Source organism: Aggregatibacter actinomycetemcomitans (genome assembly GCF_023518055.1).
Lineage (GTDB): Bacteria > Pseudomonadota > Gammaproteobacteria > Enterobacterales > Pasteurellaceae > Aggregatibacter > Aggregatibacter actinomycetemcomitans.
This window is the reverse complement of sequence record NZ_CP085096.1, coordinates 16,464-33,165: the sequence shown is the minus strand read 5'-3', so window position 1 is coordinate 33,165 and position 16,702 is coordinate 16,464. Positions and strand designations below refer to the sequence as shown.

Annotated in this window: 15 protein-coding genes and 2 pseudogenes; 14 read left to right on the top strand and 3 right to left on the bottom strand. The window is 45.8% G+C overall.

Translation table 11 applies throughout. The features are described 5' to 3' along the window. Positions 1 to 191: 191 nt before the first annotated feature. The 3 genes from LIN98_RS00165 to LIN98_RS00155 form a co-directional block, all read right to left on the bottom strand. Entirely contained in the window at positions 192 to 983 is a 792-nt protein-coding gene (locus LIN98_RS00165) for a factor H-binding protein (RefSeq protein ID WP_005568042.1), read from the bottom strand. Between the two features lie 410 nt (positions 984 to 1,393). Further along, positions 1,394 to 2,038 (bottom strand): Fe-Mn family superoxide dismutase, encoded by a 645-nt coding sequence (locus LIN98_RS00160; RefSeq protein WP_005564490.1) that lies wholly within the window; start codon positions 2,036 to 2,038, stop codon positions 1,394 to 1,396. Positions 2,039 to 2,181: 143 nt separating this feature from the next. Next, a complete protein-coding gene (locus LIN98_RS00155) occupies positions 2,182 to 4,446 on the bottom strand; it encodes an NADP-dependent malic enzyme (protein WP_148326178.1) in 2,265 nt (754 codons plus the stop codon). Between the two features lie 216 nt (positions 4,447 to 4,662). Here LIN98_RS00155 and rsuA point away from each other — a divergent pair, with 216 nt between their 5' ends. The 14 genes and pseudogenes from rsuA (at position 4,663) to nrfA (ending at position 16,697) form a co-directional block, all read left to right on the top strand. Then, positions 4,663 to 5,364 (top strand): 16S rRNA pseudouridine(516) synthase RsuA, encoded by a 702-nt coding sequence (rsuA, locus tag LIN98_RS00150; protein WP_005568046.1) that lies wholly within the window; start codon positions 4,663 to 4,665, stop codon positions 5,362 to 5,364. A 4-nt stretch (positions 5,365 to 5,368) separates the two neighbouring features. Then, positions 5,369 to 6,561: pseudogene (locus LIN98_RS00145) on the top strand (Bcr/CflA family multidrug efflux MFS transporter). Positions 6,562 to 6,732: 171 nt separating this feature from the next. After that, positions 6,733 to 7,368, top strand: a complete 636-nt coding sequence (gene ccmA / locus LIN98_RS00140; RefSeq protein WP_005570189.1) for a cytochrome c biogenesis heme-transporting ATPase CcmA — start codon at positions 6,733 to 6,735, stop codon at positions 7,366 to 7,368. Positions 7,369 to 7,372: 4 nt separating this feature from the next. Next, on the top strand, positions 7,373 to 8,038 hold the full coding sequence (gene ccmB, locus LIN98_RS00135; RefSeq protein WP_005568052.1) for a heme exporter protein CcmB: 666 nt from the start codon (positions 7,373 to 7,375) through the stop codon (positions 8,036 to 8,038). A gap of 10 nt (positions 8,039 to 8,048) precedes the next feature. Beyond that, positions 8,049 to 8,786 (top strand): heme ABC transporter permease, encoded by a 738-nt coding sequence (locus tag LIN98_RS00130; RefSeq protein WP_005547415.1) that lies wholly within the window; start codon positions 8,049 to 8,051, stop codon positions 8,784 to 8,786. Between the two features lie 17 nt (positions 8,787 to 8,803). Further along, positions 8,804 to 9,010: a heme exporter protein CcmD gene (gene ccmD, locus LIN98_RS00125; RefSeq protein WP_005574716.1), complete on the top strand. Its 207-nt coding sequence runs from the start codon at positions 8,804 to 8,806 to the stop codon at positions 9,008 to 9,010. Next, positions 9,007 to 9,525, top strand: coding sequence for a cytochrome c maturation protein CcmE (ccmE, locus tag LIN98_RS00120; RefSeq protein ID WP_005547412.1), 519 nt, complete (start codon positions 9,007 to 9,009; stop codon positions 9,523 to 9,525). Before ccmD ends, ccmE begins: the two co-directional genes overlap by 4 nt. Next, positions 9,525 to 11,483: a heme lyase CcmF/NrfE family subunit gene (locus LIN98_RS00115; RefSeq protein WP_005568055.1), complete on the top strand. Its 1,959-nt coding sequence runs from the start codon at positions 9,525 to 9,527 to the stop codon at positions 11,481 to 11,483. Before ccmE ends, LIN98_RS00115 begins: the two co-directional genes overlap by 1 nt. A 28-nt stretch (positions 11,484 to 11,511) precedes the next feature. Next, positions 11,512 to 12,057, top strand: coding sequence for a DsbE family thiol:disulfide interchange protein (locus LIN98_RS00110; RefSeq protein WP_005542796.1), 546 nt, complete (start codon positions 11,512 to 11,514; stop codon positions 12,055 to 12,057). Continuing rightward, a complete protein-coding gene (locus LIN98_RS00105; RefSeq protein WP_005547408.1) occupies positions 12,057 to 12,608 on the top strand; it encodes a cytochrome c-type biogenesis protein in 552 nt (183 codons plus the stop codon). The genes LIN98_RS00110 and LIN98_RS00105 overlap by 1 nt, the downstream gene beginning before the upstream one ends. Continuing rightward, on the top strand, positions 12,608 to 13,531 hold the full coding sequence (ccmI, locus tag LIN98_RS00100) for a c-type cytochrome biogenesis protein CcmI (RefSeq protein ID WP_005568059.1): 924 nt from the start codon (positions 12,608 to 12,610) through the stop codon (positions 13,529 to 13,531). Before LIN98_RS00105 ends, ccmI begins: the two co-directional genes overlap by 1 nt. A 131-nt stretch (positions 13,532 to 13,662) precedes the next feature. Next, positions 13,663 to 14,289: pseudogene (locus LIN98_RS00095) on the top strand (hypothetical protein). Positions 14,290 to 14,306: 17 nt separating this feature from the next. Next, the gene (locus LIN98_RS00090) at positions 14,307 to 14,597 is read left to right on the top strand and encodes a hypothetical protein (protein ID WP_005547402.1); all 291 of its coding nucleotides are present in this window, start codon (positions 14,307 to 14,309) and stop codon (positions 14,595 to 14,597) included. Between the two features lie 576 nt (positions 14,598 to 15,173). Continuing rightward, a complete protein-coding gene (nrfA, locus tag LIN98_RS00085; protein ID WP_012821116.1) occupies positions 15,174 to 16,697 on the top strand; it encodes an ammonia-forming nitrite reductase cytochrome c552 subunit in 1,524 nt (507 codons plus the stop codon). Positions 16,698 to 16,702: the final 5 nt, after the last annotated feature.

Genomic DNA, 16,702 nt, shown 5'->3' with positions numbered 1-16,702 from the left:
AAAAGTGCGGTTGTTTTTACCATCATTTCCTAAACCTGCAATAGGTCAACCACCGTAAGTCAGGTAATAATTCTAACTTGCGGCGTGTAGCGTGGATTTTTCTACGAACCGATTAATGGATAGAAAAGGTGGTAGAAACCCGTGTTGAAAGCTTCAGACCACCTTTACACCGATCAAGAGGAAAACCGAGTTTATTCTTTTTTACCTGCCAGACCGATTTCTTGAGTTCCCTTACCGGTTTTGATCTCAGCTTTGCCGGCGATTTCTTCTGCCTTGCTACCGAAGATTTTTAGCGTGTAATTTCCTCTTTCCACGCCATCTTTCATAGCTTTACCACTCAACCCGGAACCGTTTCCCATTGCGCGGACGTTTGTTTGCGCCAAATCTACGTTATAATCGCCATGTAGACCACTGATGCTACCGCTGCCTTGTTTTTTAGCGAAGTCGATAGTGTAGGATAAACGACCTCCACGGTCATCGCCGGTAAATGCGATGCCGCGATAGTTTACCTGTCCCGAAGCCGGCAGATTATTAAAGGCGATGTCTCGCCCTTGAATTTCGTTGACATGGAAATCAAAGGCAGAGGAGCGTGTACCATCTGCGTTGGTTTTCTGTTTCGCTAACGTAGCAGCGATGATGGAATTACTCTGTTTATATATCAGAAAATCGCCTCGTTCCAACTCGATTATTTGACCGTTCACGTTGATTTTTTTGACGTAATCGTAGTCAGAGATCTTATCGGATCTCAAATAGCCTGTATCCAGAACGCCGCCTTTACGCAAGATCCGGGTTTTGCCGCCGCGGTCGGTTAGTTCCAAAGTGCCGTTATCGGGAACAGATTCGGAGATGGTTAACTGCTTCCAGTCTTTTGCTTTCGGATCGAACGGTTTCAGTAGACCATCCGCCAACCCCCCGGCAGCTTGGCTGCATGCGGATAATGTGCAGGCGACGGTCAGCGCCGCCAATAAATATTTCGTTTTCATTTGTTTCCTTCCTTTCGTTATAACAGGGTAAACCGCCGTATCTCCTGTTAAATAAACAAAGTTAACAATTCACAAACCGAACAGCTCAGTGGTTTCTGATACGGCTGACGACTTATCCTATAATAATTTTATAACGATATTTGTGACTTAAATCAAAAATTCATAAATTTGTTCTTCCACGTGGCTTGACAATGTAAGCAACACTGTATTCTTTATCAATATAATCGGAACAAATTGAAAAGAAAGGGATTATCCATAGGCGTTAAGAGCAGACATTATCCCCAAAGTGCGGTGGGTTTGAAAAACGTTTTTTAAGCCTACCGCACTTTTTAGGTTTTTTGGCAGTAAAGAAAAAAGCCGCCTGAAGGAGCAAATTTTCAGACGGCTTTGGAATTTATCTGTTTAGCAAATTAGTGTGGTGTACCGGCTAAGATTTTTTCAAAACGTTCATTGGCGAAATCCCAGTTCAGTACGTTCCAGAATTCTTTGATGTAATCCGGGCGGCGATTTTGGAATTTCAAGTAGTAGGCGTGCTCCCAAACGTCTAAACCGAAAATCGGCACACCGGAGCAGCCGGCGTATTCTTTGCCCATAATCGGATTGTCTTGGTTGGCGGTAGAAACCACGGCGAGTTTGCCGTTTTCTAAAACTAACCATGCCCAGCCGGAACCGAAACGGGTTGCCGCCGCTTTTTCAAATTCCGCTTTGAAGTTTTCAACGGAACCGAAATCACGTTCGATGGCATCTTTCAATGGGCCTTTTAAGGTTGTGCCTTTTTTCAGGCTTTTCCAGAACAAGCTGTGGTTTAAGTGACCGCCTACGTTGTTGCGTAATGCCGGGCGTTTTTCCGGAGTGATTTCGCTTAAGTGTGCCAATAACTTGCCCGGACAGCCTTCGGAAAGTGCTTGTAATTCAGGGGGATTTTCTAGTGCCGCATTCGCGTTGTTAACATATGCTTGGTGATGTTTGCTGTGGTGGATTTCCATGGTTTGTGCATCGAAGTGGGGTTCTAATGCATCATAGGCATAGCCTAATTCAGGTAAAGTATAAGCCATAACGTTTTCCTTTTCTTCGGGTTGATTGAGTATAAAACGCCAAAATGATAGCACAAAGATTGATTGGAATCATTAAACGTTACAATTTATTAACAAACAAAGAAGATGGTGATTAGCCATCTTCTTTATTTTTTGTTAAGTCGTCATTGGGCTTTGGCTGCAGCAATTGCCACCATGTTGATAATACGGCGAACGGAAGATACGGAGGTCAAAATGTGCGCCGGTTTGTTCAAACCCATGAGAATCGGCCCTACGGTAGTCGGTGTTGCCGTGCCTTGTAACAGGTTCAGGCTGATACGTGCCGCTTCCATGTTTGGCATGACGAGCAGATTTGCCGCGCCTTTTAACGGGCTGTCAGGCATCACTTCGTCACGTAAACGTTGAGACAACGCCACGTCACAGTGCATTTCGCCGTCAATGTTGAGTTCCGGCGCTTTTTCCCGCACTAAGGCTAAAACGTCGCGCATTTTGACCGCACTTGGGCTGTTGTTGCTGCCGTAATTGGAGTGCGAGATCAAGGCAATTTGCGGTTCGATACCGAATAAACTCACTTCTTTGGCCGCCATCATGGTAATTTCGGCAAGTTCTTCCGCGCTCGGATCGTTGTTCACGAAGGTGTCGGTCAGGAATAGGTTGCCGGTTGGTAATACCAAACCGTTCACCGTTGCCGGTGTGTGTACGCCCGGACGTAAACCGATGAAGTTTTTGATGGTTTTTAAGTGGGACGCGTAATGTCCAACCAAGCCGCACAACATGGCGTCGGCATGACCTAAATGTAACAACACGGAACCGATGGCAGTCGGGTTATTGAACATTTCGCGTTTGGCAATACCCGGTGTGATGCCGGCGCGTTTAAGCATATTGTAGTAGGTGGTGCAGCATTGGTTGTAGCGTTCATCGTTTTCGATGTTGATCAGATCGAAATCACGTCCTGCCTGAATGTGCAAGCCCAGTTTTTTAATGCGTTGTTCAATGACGCTCGGACGACCCAATAAAATCGGGTAGGCAATGCCCAAGGTGGCGATTTCCTGTACGGCGTGTAATACGCGGGTTTCTTCGCCGTCGGTGAGCAAGACACGTTTTTTGTCCTGTTTGGCTTGCGCGAATACCGGCTTCATGAACAGGTTGGTTTTGTAAACGAATTGCGCCAGTTTTTCGATATAAGCATCGAAATCTTCAATCGGACGGGTCGCCACGCCGGAATCCATGGCGGCTTTTGCCACTGCAGGCGCGATACGCACGATCAAGCGCGGATCGAACGGTTTCGGAATGATGTATTCCGGGCCGAAGGACAATTCACTGTCGCCGTAAGCGGAGGTGACCACTTCGCTTTGTTCCGCCAACGCCAAATCGGCAATGGCGCGCACCGCCGCCAATTTCATTTCTTCGTTAATGGTGGTGGCGCTCACATCTAACGCACCACGGAAAATGAACGGGAAGCACAGGACGTTGTTTACTTGGTTCGGATAGTCCGAACGACCGGTACACACAATGGCATCCGGGCGCACGGCTTTGGCGAGCGGCGGTAAAATTTCCGGTTCAGGGTTCGCCAATGCCAAAATTAACGGATGCGCCGCCATGGTTTTTACCATATCTTGCGTCAACGCACCTGCGGCAGAGCAGCCTAAGAAAATATCCGCATTCGGAATGGCGTCGGCTAATGTGCGTTTGCCGTTGTCATCAATGGCGTAAAGTTTTTTGGTTTCGTCCATGCGGTCGTCACGGTTTTTATAAATGACCCCCTTGGAGTCGCACACCGTGATATTTTCCCGTTTCATGCCTAGGGAAACCAACAGGTTCAAACAGGCGATAGATGCTGCACCCGCGCCGGATGCCACTAATTTCACATCTTCAATTTTTTTACCGACGATGCGTAAACCGTTCAATACCGCGGCGGCAGAAATGATCGCCGTGCCGTGTTGGTCATCATGGAAGACCGGAATATTCATTCTTTCGCGCAGCTTGCGTTCAATATAGAAACATTCCGGCGCTTTAATGTCTTCCAGGTTAATCCCGCCGAAAGTCGGTTCAAGGGAAGCGATAATATCCACCAATTTATCCGGGTCATGTTCGTTGATTTCAATATCGAACACGTTCACCCCGGCGAATTTTTTAAATAACACGCCTTTCCCTTCCATCACCGGCTTACCGGCTAACGCGCCGATATTGCCCAACCCGAGCACCGCGGTTCCGTTGGAAATCACAGCAACCAGATTGCCGCGCGAGGTATATTTATAGGAATCAGCAGGATCCGCCTGAATTGCCAAACAAGGCGCCGCCACGCCTGGTGAATACGCCAACGCTAAATCGCGTTGGGTTGCAAGAGATTTTGTCGGAGTAACTTCAATTTTCCCCGGAATCGGAAATTCATGAAAATCGAGTGCGGCTTTTTTAAGTTGTTCATCCATAAAATAAATCCTCTTTTTTGAATAATAGGGTGAAAAAACACCAAATATTATAATTAAATTCCAAAAGAATTCTGTGATATTTCACACATTCCTGATGATTTTCTTGGTGGATGGTTGTGAATGAGGGAAAGTGCGGTGGTTTTTCCAAATGTTTTTCATCAGGCAGGAAAGTCAATTTGGGTTTATAATGCGGGTAAGGAAAAGAAAAGGATCATTATGCGATTAGATAAATTTTTAGCAGAGCATACGGGGCTGACCCGTTCGCAGGCGACTAAGGCGTTGCGTCAAGGTGCGGTTACGATTAACGGTAAAATTGAGAAGAGCGGGGCGACCAAAGTGTCGCCGCAAGATGCGATTTATTTTGACGGTGAACTACTGACGTGGCTGGATGTCGGGCAATATTTGATGTTTAACAAACCGCAAGGCTATGTATGTTCACACGACGAAGATGAACATCCCTCCATTTATCAGTTTTTCGATTACCCTTTATCCGCCCGTTTGCATAGCGCGGGGCGTTTGGATATAGATACCACGGGCTTGGTGTTGTTAACCGATGACGGGCAATGGTCTCATCGCGTTACTTCGCCAAAACATCATCAGCCGAAAACCTATTTGGTGACGCTGGCGGATCCGGTGGAAGCCAATTATGCGCAAGCCTGTGCTGAGGGCATTTTGCTACGCGGCGAGAAAGATCCCACCAAACCGGCGGTACTTGAAATTTTAGATAATTACAACGTGAATTTAACCATTAGCGAAGGGCGTTATCATCAGGTGAAACGGATGTTTGCCGCATTGGGGAATAAAGTGCTCGGGTTGCATCGTTGGAAAATCGGTAATCTGACCTTGGATGACAATTTAGCAGAAGGCGATTTTCGTGCGTTAAACGCGGAAGAAATCGCATATTTTTCCGGAGAATAAATTCTTGAATCCAAGCAAAACCGTAAAAACGAATTTTATTTTTGTTGTTGCCTTAGGCATTTTGTCCATGCTGCCGCCGTTAAGCGTGGATATGTATCTGCCTGCATTTTTGAATATCGCGCAGGATTTTCAGGTGACTAATGATCAGGTGCAGCATACGTTAACGTCCTTTGCTTATGGCTTGGCACTCGGACAGTTGTTCTGGGGACCGTTTGGCGACAGTTTTGGGCGTAAGCCGATTATTTTGTTGGGGGTGACCGTGGCGGCGTTGGCGGCATTGATCCTGACGCAAATCCATGCAATCGGTAATTTCACCGCACTTCGTTTCATTCAAGGCTTTTTTGGCGCAGCACCGGTAGTGTTGGTGGGTGCGCTGTTACGGGATTTGTTCGATAAAAACGAGCTGTCCAAAATGATGTCAACCATCACGCTGGTGTTTATGATAGCACCATTGGTGGCGCCGATTCTGGGCGGTTATATCGTGTATTTCTTCCATTGGCACGCGATTTTTTATGTGATCGCCATGATGGGCTTGTTAAGTATCCTGTTGGTCTTTTTCGTAGTGCCGGAAACCCATCATAAAGAAAAACGCATTCCCTTGCGGTTGAACATCATAGCCCGCAATTTCATAGCGTTATGGAAACAAAAACCGGTGCTGGGGTATATGTTCGCCGCTTCTTTTGCTTTCGGGGGCTTATTTTCTTTCATCACGGCGGGGTCTATTGTGTATATCGGCATTTACGGCATTAAGCCGGAGAATTTCGGTTATTTCTTTATGCTGAATATCTCGGTGATGACCTTTGGTTCCTTCCTGAATGGGCGATTGGTGCATAAGGTCGGCGCGGAAACTATGTTGCGCGTTGGTTTGATGGTTCAGTTTTTGGCGGAAATTTGGTTGGTTCTGGTGCTGTTGCTGAATTTGGGCTTTTGGGCAATTGCAATTGGCATTGCGATTTTTGTGGGACAAAACTCGCTGATTTCTTCCAACGCCATGGCGTCCATTTTAGAAAAATTCCCGAATGCCGCCTGCTCGGCAAATTCTATGGTCGGTAGTGTACGTTTCGGCACCGGCGCCTGCGTGGGACACTGGTTGCCCTTATGAATATGAGCAGCGCAACGCCAATGTTGCTGACCATGGCGGCGTGTTCGTTGATGGCGGTGGTTTGCTATTATTTTTTAACCGCGCGCAATTTATAATTTTAAAAAGCGCATTATTGTAATCTGCAACGGACAGATAAATTTGTTCTAAATCAAAAATATCTCAAAGTACCGTGAAAGAGTTATATGATTTTGTACTTTCCCGCCTACGCCGTTCCTTCACCTTATGATAGAATGCCGCGCTAAAATCGGTTTGAATCACAAATTATCATGCACAATCAACTCAATCTTGAACAACTCGCCTGCCAACGTGGCGACAAAGTGTTATTTCACCACCTGAATTTACACATTCGGGCGGGCGATTTTGTGCAGATTGAAGGGAATAACGGTATCGGTAAAACCAGTTTACTACGCATTATTGCGGGGCTTGCTACGCCGCTGGAAGGAAAAGTGCGGTGGAATTCTGAAGAGATTTTTAAACAGTGTGAAGCTTTTCATGATGATTTGCTGTATTTGGGGCATCAAAATGGGATTAAACCCGAATTGACAGCGTGGGAAAATCTGCATTTTTATCAGCAAATCGGACGCTGCCGGCAGGGCGATGACATTCTGTGGGAAGTGTTGCAAACCGTAGGCTTGCTTGGGCGTGAAGATATTCCGGCGGCGCAACTATCTGCCGGGCAGCAAAAACGCATAGCCTTGGCGCGTTTATGGTTGTCGGAAGCGTCGTTGTGGATTTTAGACGAACCCTTCAATGCTATCGATAAAAAAGGCGTGGCAGTATTGACCGCACTTTTTGAGCGACATGCGCAACATAACGGCATCGTGATTTTAACCAGCCATCAGGAAGTGCCGAGTGCGCGGTTGAAAAAAATCCATTTAGAACAGTTTAAATGTGTAGAATAACGGCATGATTTTTTGGCAGATTATTAAACGCGAATTACAAATCGCCATGCGTAAACAGGCGGAAATTTTGAATCCGTTGTGGTTTTTCCTCATCGTGATTACGTTGTTTCCGCTGGTTATCGGACCTGATCCGAAACTGCTTTCCCGTATCGCGCCCGGTGTGGCTTGGGTGGCGGCGTTGTTGTCTGCATTGCTGTCTTTTGAGCGCTTATTTCGGGATGATTTTATTGACGGTTCTCTGGAACAACTCATGCTCACGCCGCAACCGTTGATGTTGACGGCATTGGCGAAAGTGCTTGCTCATTGGTTGCTCACGGGCTTGCCGTTGATTTTGTTATCGCCTGTCGCCGCATTATTGCTGTCATTGGAAAGAGCAATTTGGTGGGCATTAGTGCTGACTTTGTTATTAGGTACGCCGGTGTTGAGCTGCCTTGGGGCCATAGGCGTGGCGCTTACGGTGGGGTTGCGCAAAGGCGGCGTATTATTGAGTTTATTGGTGGTGCCGTTGTTTATTCCGGTGCTGATTTTTTCTGCGTCGGTACTGGATGCCGCCGCATTGAATTTACCTTACGGCGGGCAATTAGCCATTCTCGGTGCGATTTTAGCCGCCGTTGTTACCTTATCGCCTTTTGCGATTGCGACGGCGTTGCGGATTAGTTTGGATCAATAGAGGATAGTTTATGTGGAAGTGGTTGCATCCTTATGCAAAGTCGGAAACACAATATCGATTATGCGGCAAGTTTAGCCCTTTCTTTGCGATTTTAACCGCACTTTTATTAGCGGTCGGTGTCGTTTGGGGGCTGGCATTCGCACCGGCGGATTATCAACAGGGCAATAGTTTCCGCATTATGTATGTGCACGTACCGACGGCGATTTGGTCTATGGGCGTTTACGGCTCCATGGCGATTGCTGCGTTGGTGGCGTTAGTGTGGCAAATTAAACAGGCGCAGCTGGCGATGATTGCCATGGCGCCGATTGGGGCGTTATTTACGTTCTTAGCGTTGGTTACCGGTGCTATTTGGGGCAAACCCATGTGGGGTACCTGGTGGGTGTGGGATGCCCGTTTAACCGCCGAATTAATTTTGTTTTTCTTATATTTAGGCGTACTCGCCTTATATTCCGCCTTTCAGGATCGCAATGTGGGCGCAAAAGCCGCCTGCGTATTATGCCTTGTGGGCGTGGTGAATCTGCCGATTATCCATTTCTCGGTGGAATGGTGGAATACGTTGCATCAAGGGGCGAGCATTACCAAACTGGAGCGCCCGTCCATTGCCACGCCGATGTTGATTCCGTTGATTTTATGTATCTTCGGTTTTATGACTTTATCAATTTGGTTAACCTTAGTGCGTTACCGCAATGAATTATTAAAAGAAGATGCCAAACGCCCGTGGGTTAAAGCGTTGGCTGAAAAACTTTAGTGTTTACCGGGGGAAATATGTTTTTTCAATCTTGGAGTGAGTTTATCAACATGGGAGGCTACGGTTTTTATGTGTGGCTTTCTTATGGTTTAAGTTTATTGGTGATTGGGGTGTTAATTGTGCAAAGCCTTGCTGGCAAAAGTGCGGTGTTAAAATCCATCAAACATGAACAACAACGTGAAACCCGTTTACAACAACTGAAACAAAAAGGAGAAGCGCTATGAACCCAAGACGTAAATCCCGTTTGTCTGTTGTTTTATTTGTCTTGTTAGGTGTCGCGGTGGCTTCGGCATTGGTGTTGTACGCGTTACGCCAAAATATCGATTTATTCTATACCCCGTCGGAAGTGGTGTACGGCAAAAATGACAATGCCGATCAAAAACCGGAAGTAGGGCAGCGCATTCGCGTCGGCGGCATGGTGGTTGCCGGCACGGTGCAACGGGATTCGAAAAGCCTGAAAGTGCAGTTTGATTTAAACGACATTGGACCGTCCATCAGCGTGGAATATGAAGGTATCTTGCCGGATTTATTCCGTGAAGGGCAGGGCATTGTGGCACAGGGCGTGCTAAAAGAACCTACCTTGTTGGAAGCCACCGAAGTATTGGCAAAACACGATGAAAATTATGTGCCGCCGGATCTGGAACAGCAAATGCAGAAAATCCATAAACCGATGGGCATCTCTGATCTGAAAGGCGAAAGCGAACGCGATCGTCAGGAAAAAATGAAAGAAGGTCAGTAGTGGTTGCAGAATTAGGAAATTATGCCTTAGCCCTAAGTCTGGCGATCGCCGTTTTATTGGCGATTTTCCCTCTATGGGGGGCGGAAAAAGGCAACGCCCAACTGATGTCCTTGGCGCGCCCGATGACTTACGGCTTGTTTTTCGTGTTAACCTTTTCATTTGGTGCTTTGTTTTATTTGTTCGCCGTGAATGATTTCAGCGTGCAATATGTGGTGAACAACTCCAATACCACCTTGCCCATTTACTATCGCTTATCTGCAGTTTGGGGTTCCCACGAAGGTTCATTGCTATTGTGGATTTGGTTGCTGTCGTTGTGGGGCGCGGCAGTCGCCTTGTTTAGTAAACACTTACCGCAGGAAGCCACCGCCCGCGTACTCGGCATTATGGGCATTATCAGCATCGGTTTTCTGCTTTTCGTGTTATTTACCTCCAACCCGTTTAACCGCACTTTCCCTGATTTTCCGGTGGACGGCAAAGAACTGAATCCGTTATTGCAAGATGTTGGCTTAATTTTCCACCCGCCGTTGTTATATATGGGGTATGTTGGTTTTTCCGTTGCGTTTGCTTTTTCCATCGCCTCTTTAATGACCGGTAAACTGGATACCGCATGGGCGCGTTGGTCACGTCCTTGGACCATGGCGGCCTGGATCTTTTTAACTCTGGGTATCGTGCTTGGTTCCTGGTGGGCGTATTACGAACTGGGCTGGGGTGGCTGGTGGTTCTGGGATCCGGTAGAAAACGCCTCTTTCATGCCTTGGCTGGCGGGCACGGCATTGTTGCACTCTTTAGCTGTGACGGAAAAACGGGGTTCTTTCAAAGCCTGGACGGTGTTGCTGGCGATTTTAGCCTTCTCGCTGTGTTTGCTCGGTACTTTCTTAGTGCGTTCCGGTATTTTGGTCTCGGTACACGCCTTTGCCTCCGACCCAACCCGCGGTTTATATGTGTTGGCGTATTTAATCGTGGTGATCGGCGGTTCACTGACCTTATACGCTTATAAAGGCAGCCAAATTCGCTCCCGTGATAATGCGGAACGCTATTCCCGCGAAAGTTTGCTACTGTTAAATAATATTTTATTAATGACCGCACTTTGTGTGGTGTTGCTGGGTACGCTGCTGCCGCTTGTTCACAAACAATTAGGCTTGGGTTCCATTTCCATCGGCGCGCCGTTTTTTGATCAAATGTTCCTGATTATCATGACCCCGTTCGCCTTGTTATTGGGTATCGGACCGCTGGTAAAGTGGCGCCGTGATCAGTTCTCTGCCATTCGCACGCCGGTGATTGTCAGCCTAGTGATTATGCTTCTTGCCGGTTTTGCCTTGCCGTATGCGCTCCAAAACAAATTAACCATCAGCGCCGTACTCGGCACCATGATGTCGGTGATTATCGTGCTGTTAAGCCTGTATGAAATGCAGCAACGGGCGACGCACCGTGAATCTTTTTGGCGCGGTATAACTAAATTATCCCGCTCCCATTGGGGCATGATTTTGGCACATTTGGGGGTCGCCATGACCGTTTGGGGCATTGCCTTCAGTCAAAATTACAGCGTAGAACGGGATGTGCGGATGCACGTCGGTGATACGGTACAAATTGCCGGTTATGATTTCACTTTCAAAGGCATCAGCGATGCCAACGGACCGAACTACATCGGCGGCAAAGCGCAAATTGATATTCATCGTGACGGCAAAAAAGAAACCACGCTTTATGCGGAAAAACGCTTATACACCGTGAGCAAAATGCCGATGACCGAAGCCGCGATCGATTGGGGTTTCAGCCGTGACTTGTATGTGGCGTTAGGTGAAAAATTAGACGACAATTCCTGGGCGTTGCGCTTGTATTACAAACCCTTTATCCGCTGGATATGGCTTGGTGGGTTGTTTATGGTGCTCGGCGGGATATTATGCCTGTTCGACCGCCGTTATCGGTTTAGTAAAATTTTAGGTAAAGAAACCGTGCAGTAACCCCTTATAGAATCATCGAGTATTGATAATGAAAAAGAAATTATATTTACCTTTAATTATTTTCTTCGTTTTGGTTACCGCCTTTCTGGTGCAATTACAACGCAATGCACTGGGTGATGATCCGAAAGCATTGGAATCGGCGTTGGTGGGTAAGCCGGTTCCGCCGAAGACGTTGCAGGATTTATTATCGGATAAAACCTATGATGAAACGCTGTTTAAACAGGGCAAACCGCTTTTACTCAATGTATGGGCGACATGGTGCCCGACTTGTTATGCGGAGCACCAATATTTGAATCAACTGGCGAAGCAGGGCGTGCCGATTATCGGCTTGGATTATAAAGATAACAGTGCCAAAGCGACGAAATGGCTGAAGAATTTGGGCAATCCTTATCAGGCTGTGTTAAAAGATGAAAAAGGTTCATTTGCCTTGGATTTAGGCGTATATGGCGCGCCGGAAACTTTTCTGGTGGACGGCAACGGCGTGATTCATTATCGCCATGCGGGTGATGTAAACGCGAAAGTGTGGCAGGAAACCTTGCAACCCATTTACCAAAAATTAGGCAGTGCGCAGTAATGAAAAAAAAACTTTTATTTATATTTATAAGCTCACTTGTTCGTTTATTCACCCCTTCGGGGCCGTTGGCAAAGCCAACGTTCAAAAAACGTTGTTTTTTGTTAACCGCACTTTTCTTCAGCATCAATGTGTTTGCCGCCATCGACGTGCTGAATTTCAGCTCGCCGCAGCAGGAAGCCGACTATCACGCCTTAACGCGGGAACTGCGCTGTCCGCAATGTCAGAATAACAATATCGCCGATTCTAACGCCGCTATTGCTGTGGATATGCGCACTAAAGTGTTTGAATTGTTACAGGAAGGCAAATCCAAACAGGATGTGGTGCAATACATGGTGGATCGCTATGGCAATTTTGTTACTTATGACCCGCCATTGACCGTTGCCACCCTTGTTTTATGGGTTACGCCTTTTGCTTTGATCTTATGCGGGCTGGTATGGCTTTTCGGGCGGAAAAGAACGATGCCGAGTGGGGCGGATAATGCCGCGCCACAGGCCTTAAGTGAAGCACAACAGCAGCGCCTTAATGCTTTGTTAAATAAGGAAAATGACTAATGAATTTGTGGACAAGCATTTTTGTGTTAACGCTGATTGCCGCGTTAATTTGTTTTTTCCCGTTGCTGTCTGCGCGTTTTGTGCAAACCCAATCAACCCGTCGTGATGATCTCAACAAGGCGTTTTATTTTGAACGTTTAAAAGAGCTGGAATGGGATGAAAAACAAGGCTTGTTGGAAAACGCCGAACAACTCAAAACCGAATTGCAAAAATCCTTATTGGAAGATATTCCGCAACAGCCTGAAAGTGCGGTGCGCAGTGAAAAGAGTTACGGCAAGCTGTGGTTTGTCTCCGGCTTTCTGGTACTCGGCATTTTGTCCGTGTCGGCGTATTTTGTAGTGGGCTCCTGGCAGGCGGAAATTATGTTGGAAAAAAGCGCGGAAAAACTACCGCACTTTTATGAGCGTTTAAAACGTGAAAGCACAAATCCGTTAAACGATGCTGAAATGCAGCAATTTGCCACCGCGTTACGGGTGGATTTGCAAAAAGATCCGAATAATGCGAAGAACTGGTGGTTGTTAGGGCAAATCGGTATGAACTTGGAACAGCCGAGAATGGCATTAGACAGCTTTGCCCGCGCGAATAAATTAGAACCGAAAAATAATCTGTATAAATTGGCGTATGCCCGTATTTTGATGTTCTCCGGGGATGAAACGGATAAATTGAAAGGGGATAGTTTATTGCGCGACGTCATTCGTGAAGATCATACCAACGTTGAAGCTTTGAGTTTGTTGGCGTTCCGTTATTTTGAAACGGAAGACTACAAAATGGCAGCGGTCAGCTGGGCGATGATGTTGAAACTATTACCGAAAGATGACCGGCGTGTTCCGATTATTGAACGAAGTATTCGTTCCGCACGTGATGCGCTGGAAGCACAGAAACAGGAAAAACACCAACAACTGACGCCACAACAGGAAAAATAATGACCCCTTTTCGGGTTTTGCATTGACTGGAAAACAATTTACTTTTTTCTGTGATCCTGATAACTTACCGCTTGAGATTTGTACAATTTTATAATTTATACTCCATTTCACTTTATTCTTAAGGGGTCCCAATGATGCTTTTCAAAAAATTAACGCTCGGTCTGAGTTTTACTTTCCTTTCATCATTGGCTTTTGCAGAATCTTGGACTATGCATATTTCCGAAGATGGCGTGATAACCGATAAAACCGCTCAATAGCTTAATCCGGCTAGGTATGCCGGAGCTGTGTACAAACAACAATTTTCTTTTTCTGACAGCGGCGGGCAAGGTAAAACCACTTACATTAATCAAAATAACGGCAAGAAATTCGATCCTAAAAATGCTGCTGATGTGAGTGAATTGGGTAAAAGCATCGCCTTTGAAGTGTTTGAGATTAAAGAAAATAAAGACTCTCACTCAGTATTTGAATCCGGCGCCGGCATTTGTTACGGCTTCAAATATACCGATGGCGTCGCGTTCACCGATTCTACAACCTATTATGTAGATAAATCCAAGCAGCAATATTACGCCAGTATCATCGGCGCCACCGTATCTTCTGACGTGGAACCGAAAAACGTGCAATATGCGCCGGTGTTTAATATTCAGGATCCCGAGTTAGATAAAGAAGTAAAGTCGGAAGAACAACGAAACGGTAAAACCTTGATTAATAAAAATTTGCAAAAGAGCAGAGAAATTCTTTCTAACGTAGTTTGTAAGTAAAAATAAGGTGGTAAATTATGCAAAAATTGTTACTCGTCACAGTGATTAGTGGTGTTTTAGTTGCTTGTTCTTCTAAGGCTCCACAAATCAATCAAGCTCCTTTAGATAAGCAGACAGTTGAAGCTTATCAAGCGAAAGTGTATAGCGGTAATACGGTGTCGAAGAAATATCAAGTAAGAGACGTTAAACCGGAAGACAATGTGTTAAATGCTAGTGATTCGGAACCGAAAACCGTGATTTATCGCGAGCGTCAGCCAAGACTGGTTGTGACACCGAGCATTGGCTATTATCGCGGTTGGCACTGGTAAAAGACCCTGACAAAAATAATGCTTTTTGAACGTTGGCTTTGTCGGCGGAGTCGAGGATACAAGTAAATCTTCAAGATTTATGAGTAAGAAATTAACCGCACTTTTAGAGTAGAACATCAAATCAGAAAGCCGAATTCATTTCGATGAGTTCGGTTTTTTATTGCCCGTAATTAGGGTATTTCTTCTTCGATAAAATATTCAAATAAAAATAATTCTTTTTTGTAGCATAAAATGTAAATATACCTCTTTATAGTTATATATTCCTGCTTCATTTAATTTTCCCCTTTAATGATATTTTTATAATAATAAATAGGTAGTTGACACATTTTAGGAGAAATTTTCATGCTACAAAATTTCACTAAAATAGAAAATTAAATTGGAAAAATTGATCAAAAACAAGAAAATGTAAAATAACCATGGAATGAGCGCGGATATTTGGTTATGTTAAACTCGTTTAACCCCCTTTTATACCTTATATCGCATTGTTTTTCATGATAAAAGTTATCATTTTTATGATGCGGGCGGTATAGACATTTCCTTAACAAAACTACAGTTAACCTGATTGGAGTGATTATCGTGAACGCATTGAGCAAAAGCCTGGTAGTGGCAGCTTCTTTCGCAGCTTTAGGTGTGTTTAATTTGGCAATGGCGGAGTTGGTGTATAAACCGCTTGAGCAACCTGTGGAAGCACCAAATCCGAATCTAAAAATTGAAGCGGTAAACGAACAGTTTGCGGCAAAATACCCGAAACAATTTGCGTCTTGGAAAGCCACCGAAAAAGGCGACAAGATTATTTATGCAGATGAGGAAAATCCACGTTTAATCATATTATGGGGCGGTTATGCCTTTGCGAAAGAATATAACGCACCGCGCGGACACATTTATGCCATTAAAGATTTACGCAATATTTTGCGTACCGGTGCGCCGAAAACCGCTAACGACGGTCCACAACCGATGGCGTGTTGGACCTGTAAAGGTCCGGATGTGCCGCGTTTAATCGCCGAATGGGGAGAAGAAGGCTATTTCAATGGTAAATGGGCAAAAGGCGGGGCGGAAGTGGTGAATGCCATCGGTTGTGCCGACTGTCACGACACGACCTCTAAAGAGTTTGCTGAAGGTAAACCGGCATTGCGAATTGCCCGTCCACACGTTATTCGTGCTTTGGATCATTTAAACAATGCGTTGCAAGCCCGAGCGAAAGCGGAAGGCAAAACACAGCCTGATTTACGTTTCGGCACTGCCGCCCGCACCGAAAAACGGGCGGAAATTTGTGCGAACTGTCACGTTGAATATTATTTCGCAGGTGACTTGAAACAAGTGACTTTCCCATGGAATAACGGTCAAACCGTCGATGACATGGAAAAATACTACGATGACATCGGGTTCACCGACTTCACTCATATCTTATCCAAAGCGCCGATCTTAAAAGCACAACACCCTGACTTTGAAATTTGGTCTTTAGGTATGCACGGTAAAAACGGCGTGACCTGTATCGATTGCCACATGCCGAAAGTGCAAGGGGCGGATGGTAAAGTTTATACCGACCACCAAATTCAAAATCCATTTGATGCCTTTGATAGCACTTGTGCCAACTGTCACGATCAAAGTAAAGAGAAGTTAAAAGACATTGTGGCTTCCCGCAAAAAAGAAGTGAAAGACATTATGGGGCGCTTAGAAAATCAAGTAGTTCGTTTGCACTTTGAAGCGAAAGCCGCATGGGATGCCGGCGCAACCAAAGAAGAAATGGAACCGGCGTTAATGGACATTCGTCACGCGCAATGGCGCTGGGATTACGCCGCAGCCAGCCACGGCGGACATATGCACGCACCTGATGTGATGTTACGCGTGTTAGGTTCCGGTCTTGACCGCGCTGCTGATGCCCGTGCCAAATTGGCTGCCATCTTAACCAAACATGGCGTGAAAACACCGATTGAAGTGCCGGATATTTCCACCGCGGAAAAAGCCTGGAAAGCCGTGGGCATTGACATCGAAAAAGAACGCAAAGCCAAAGAAGAATTCTTAAAAACTGTTGTACCTCAATGGGAAAAAGAAGCGAAAGCCACAGGCAAATTAGCTGAAGATTCCGCAACAAAACAATAGAAAAA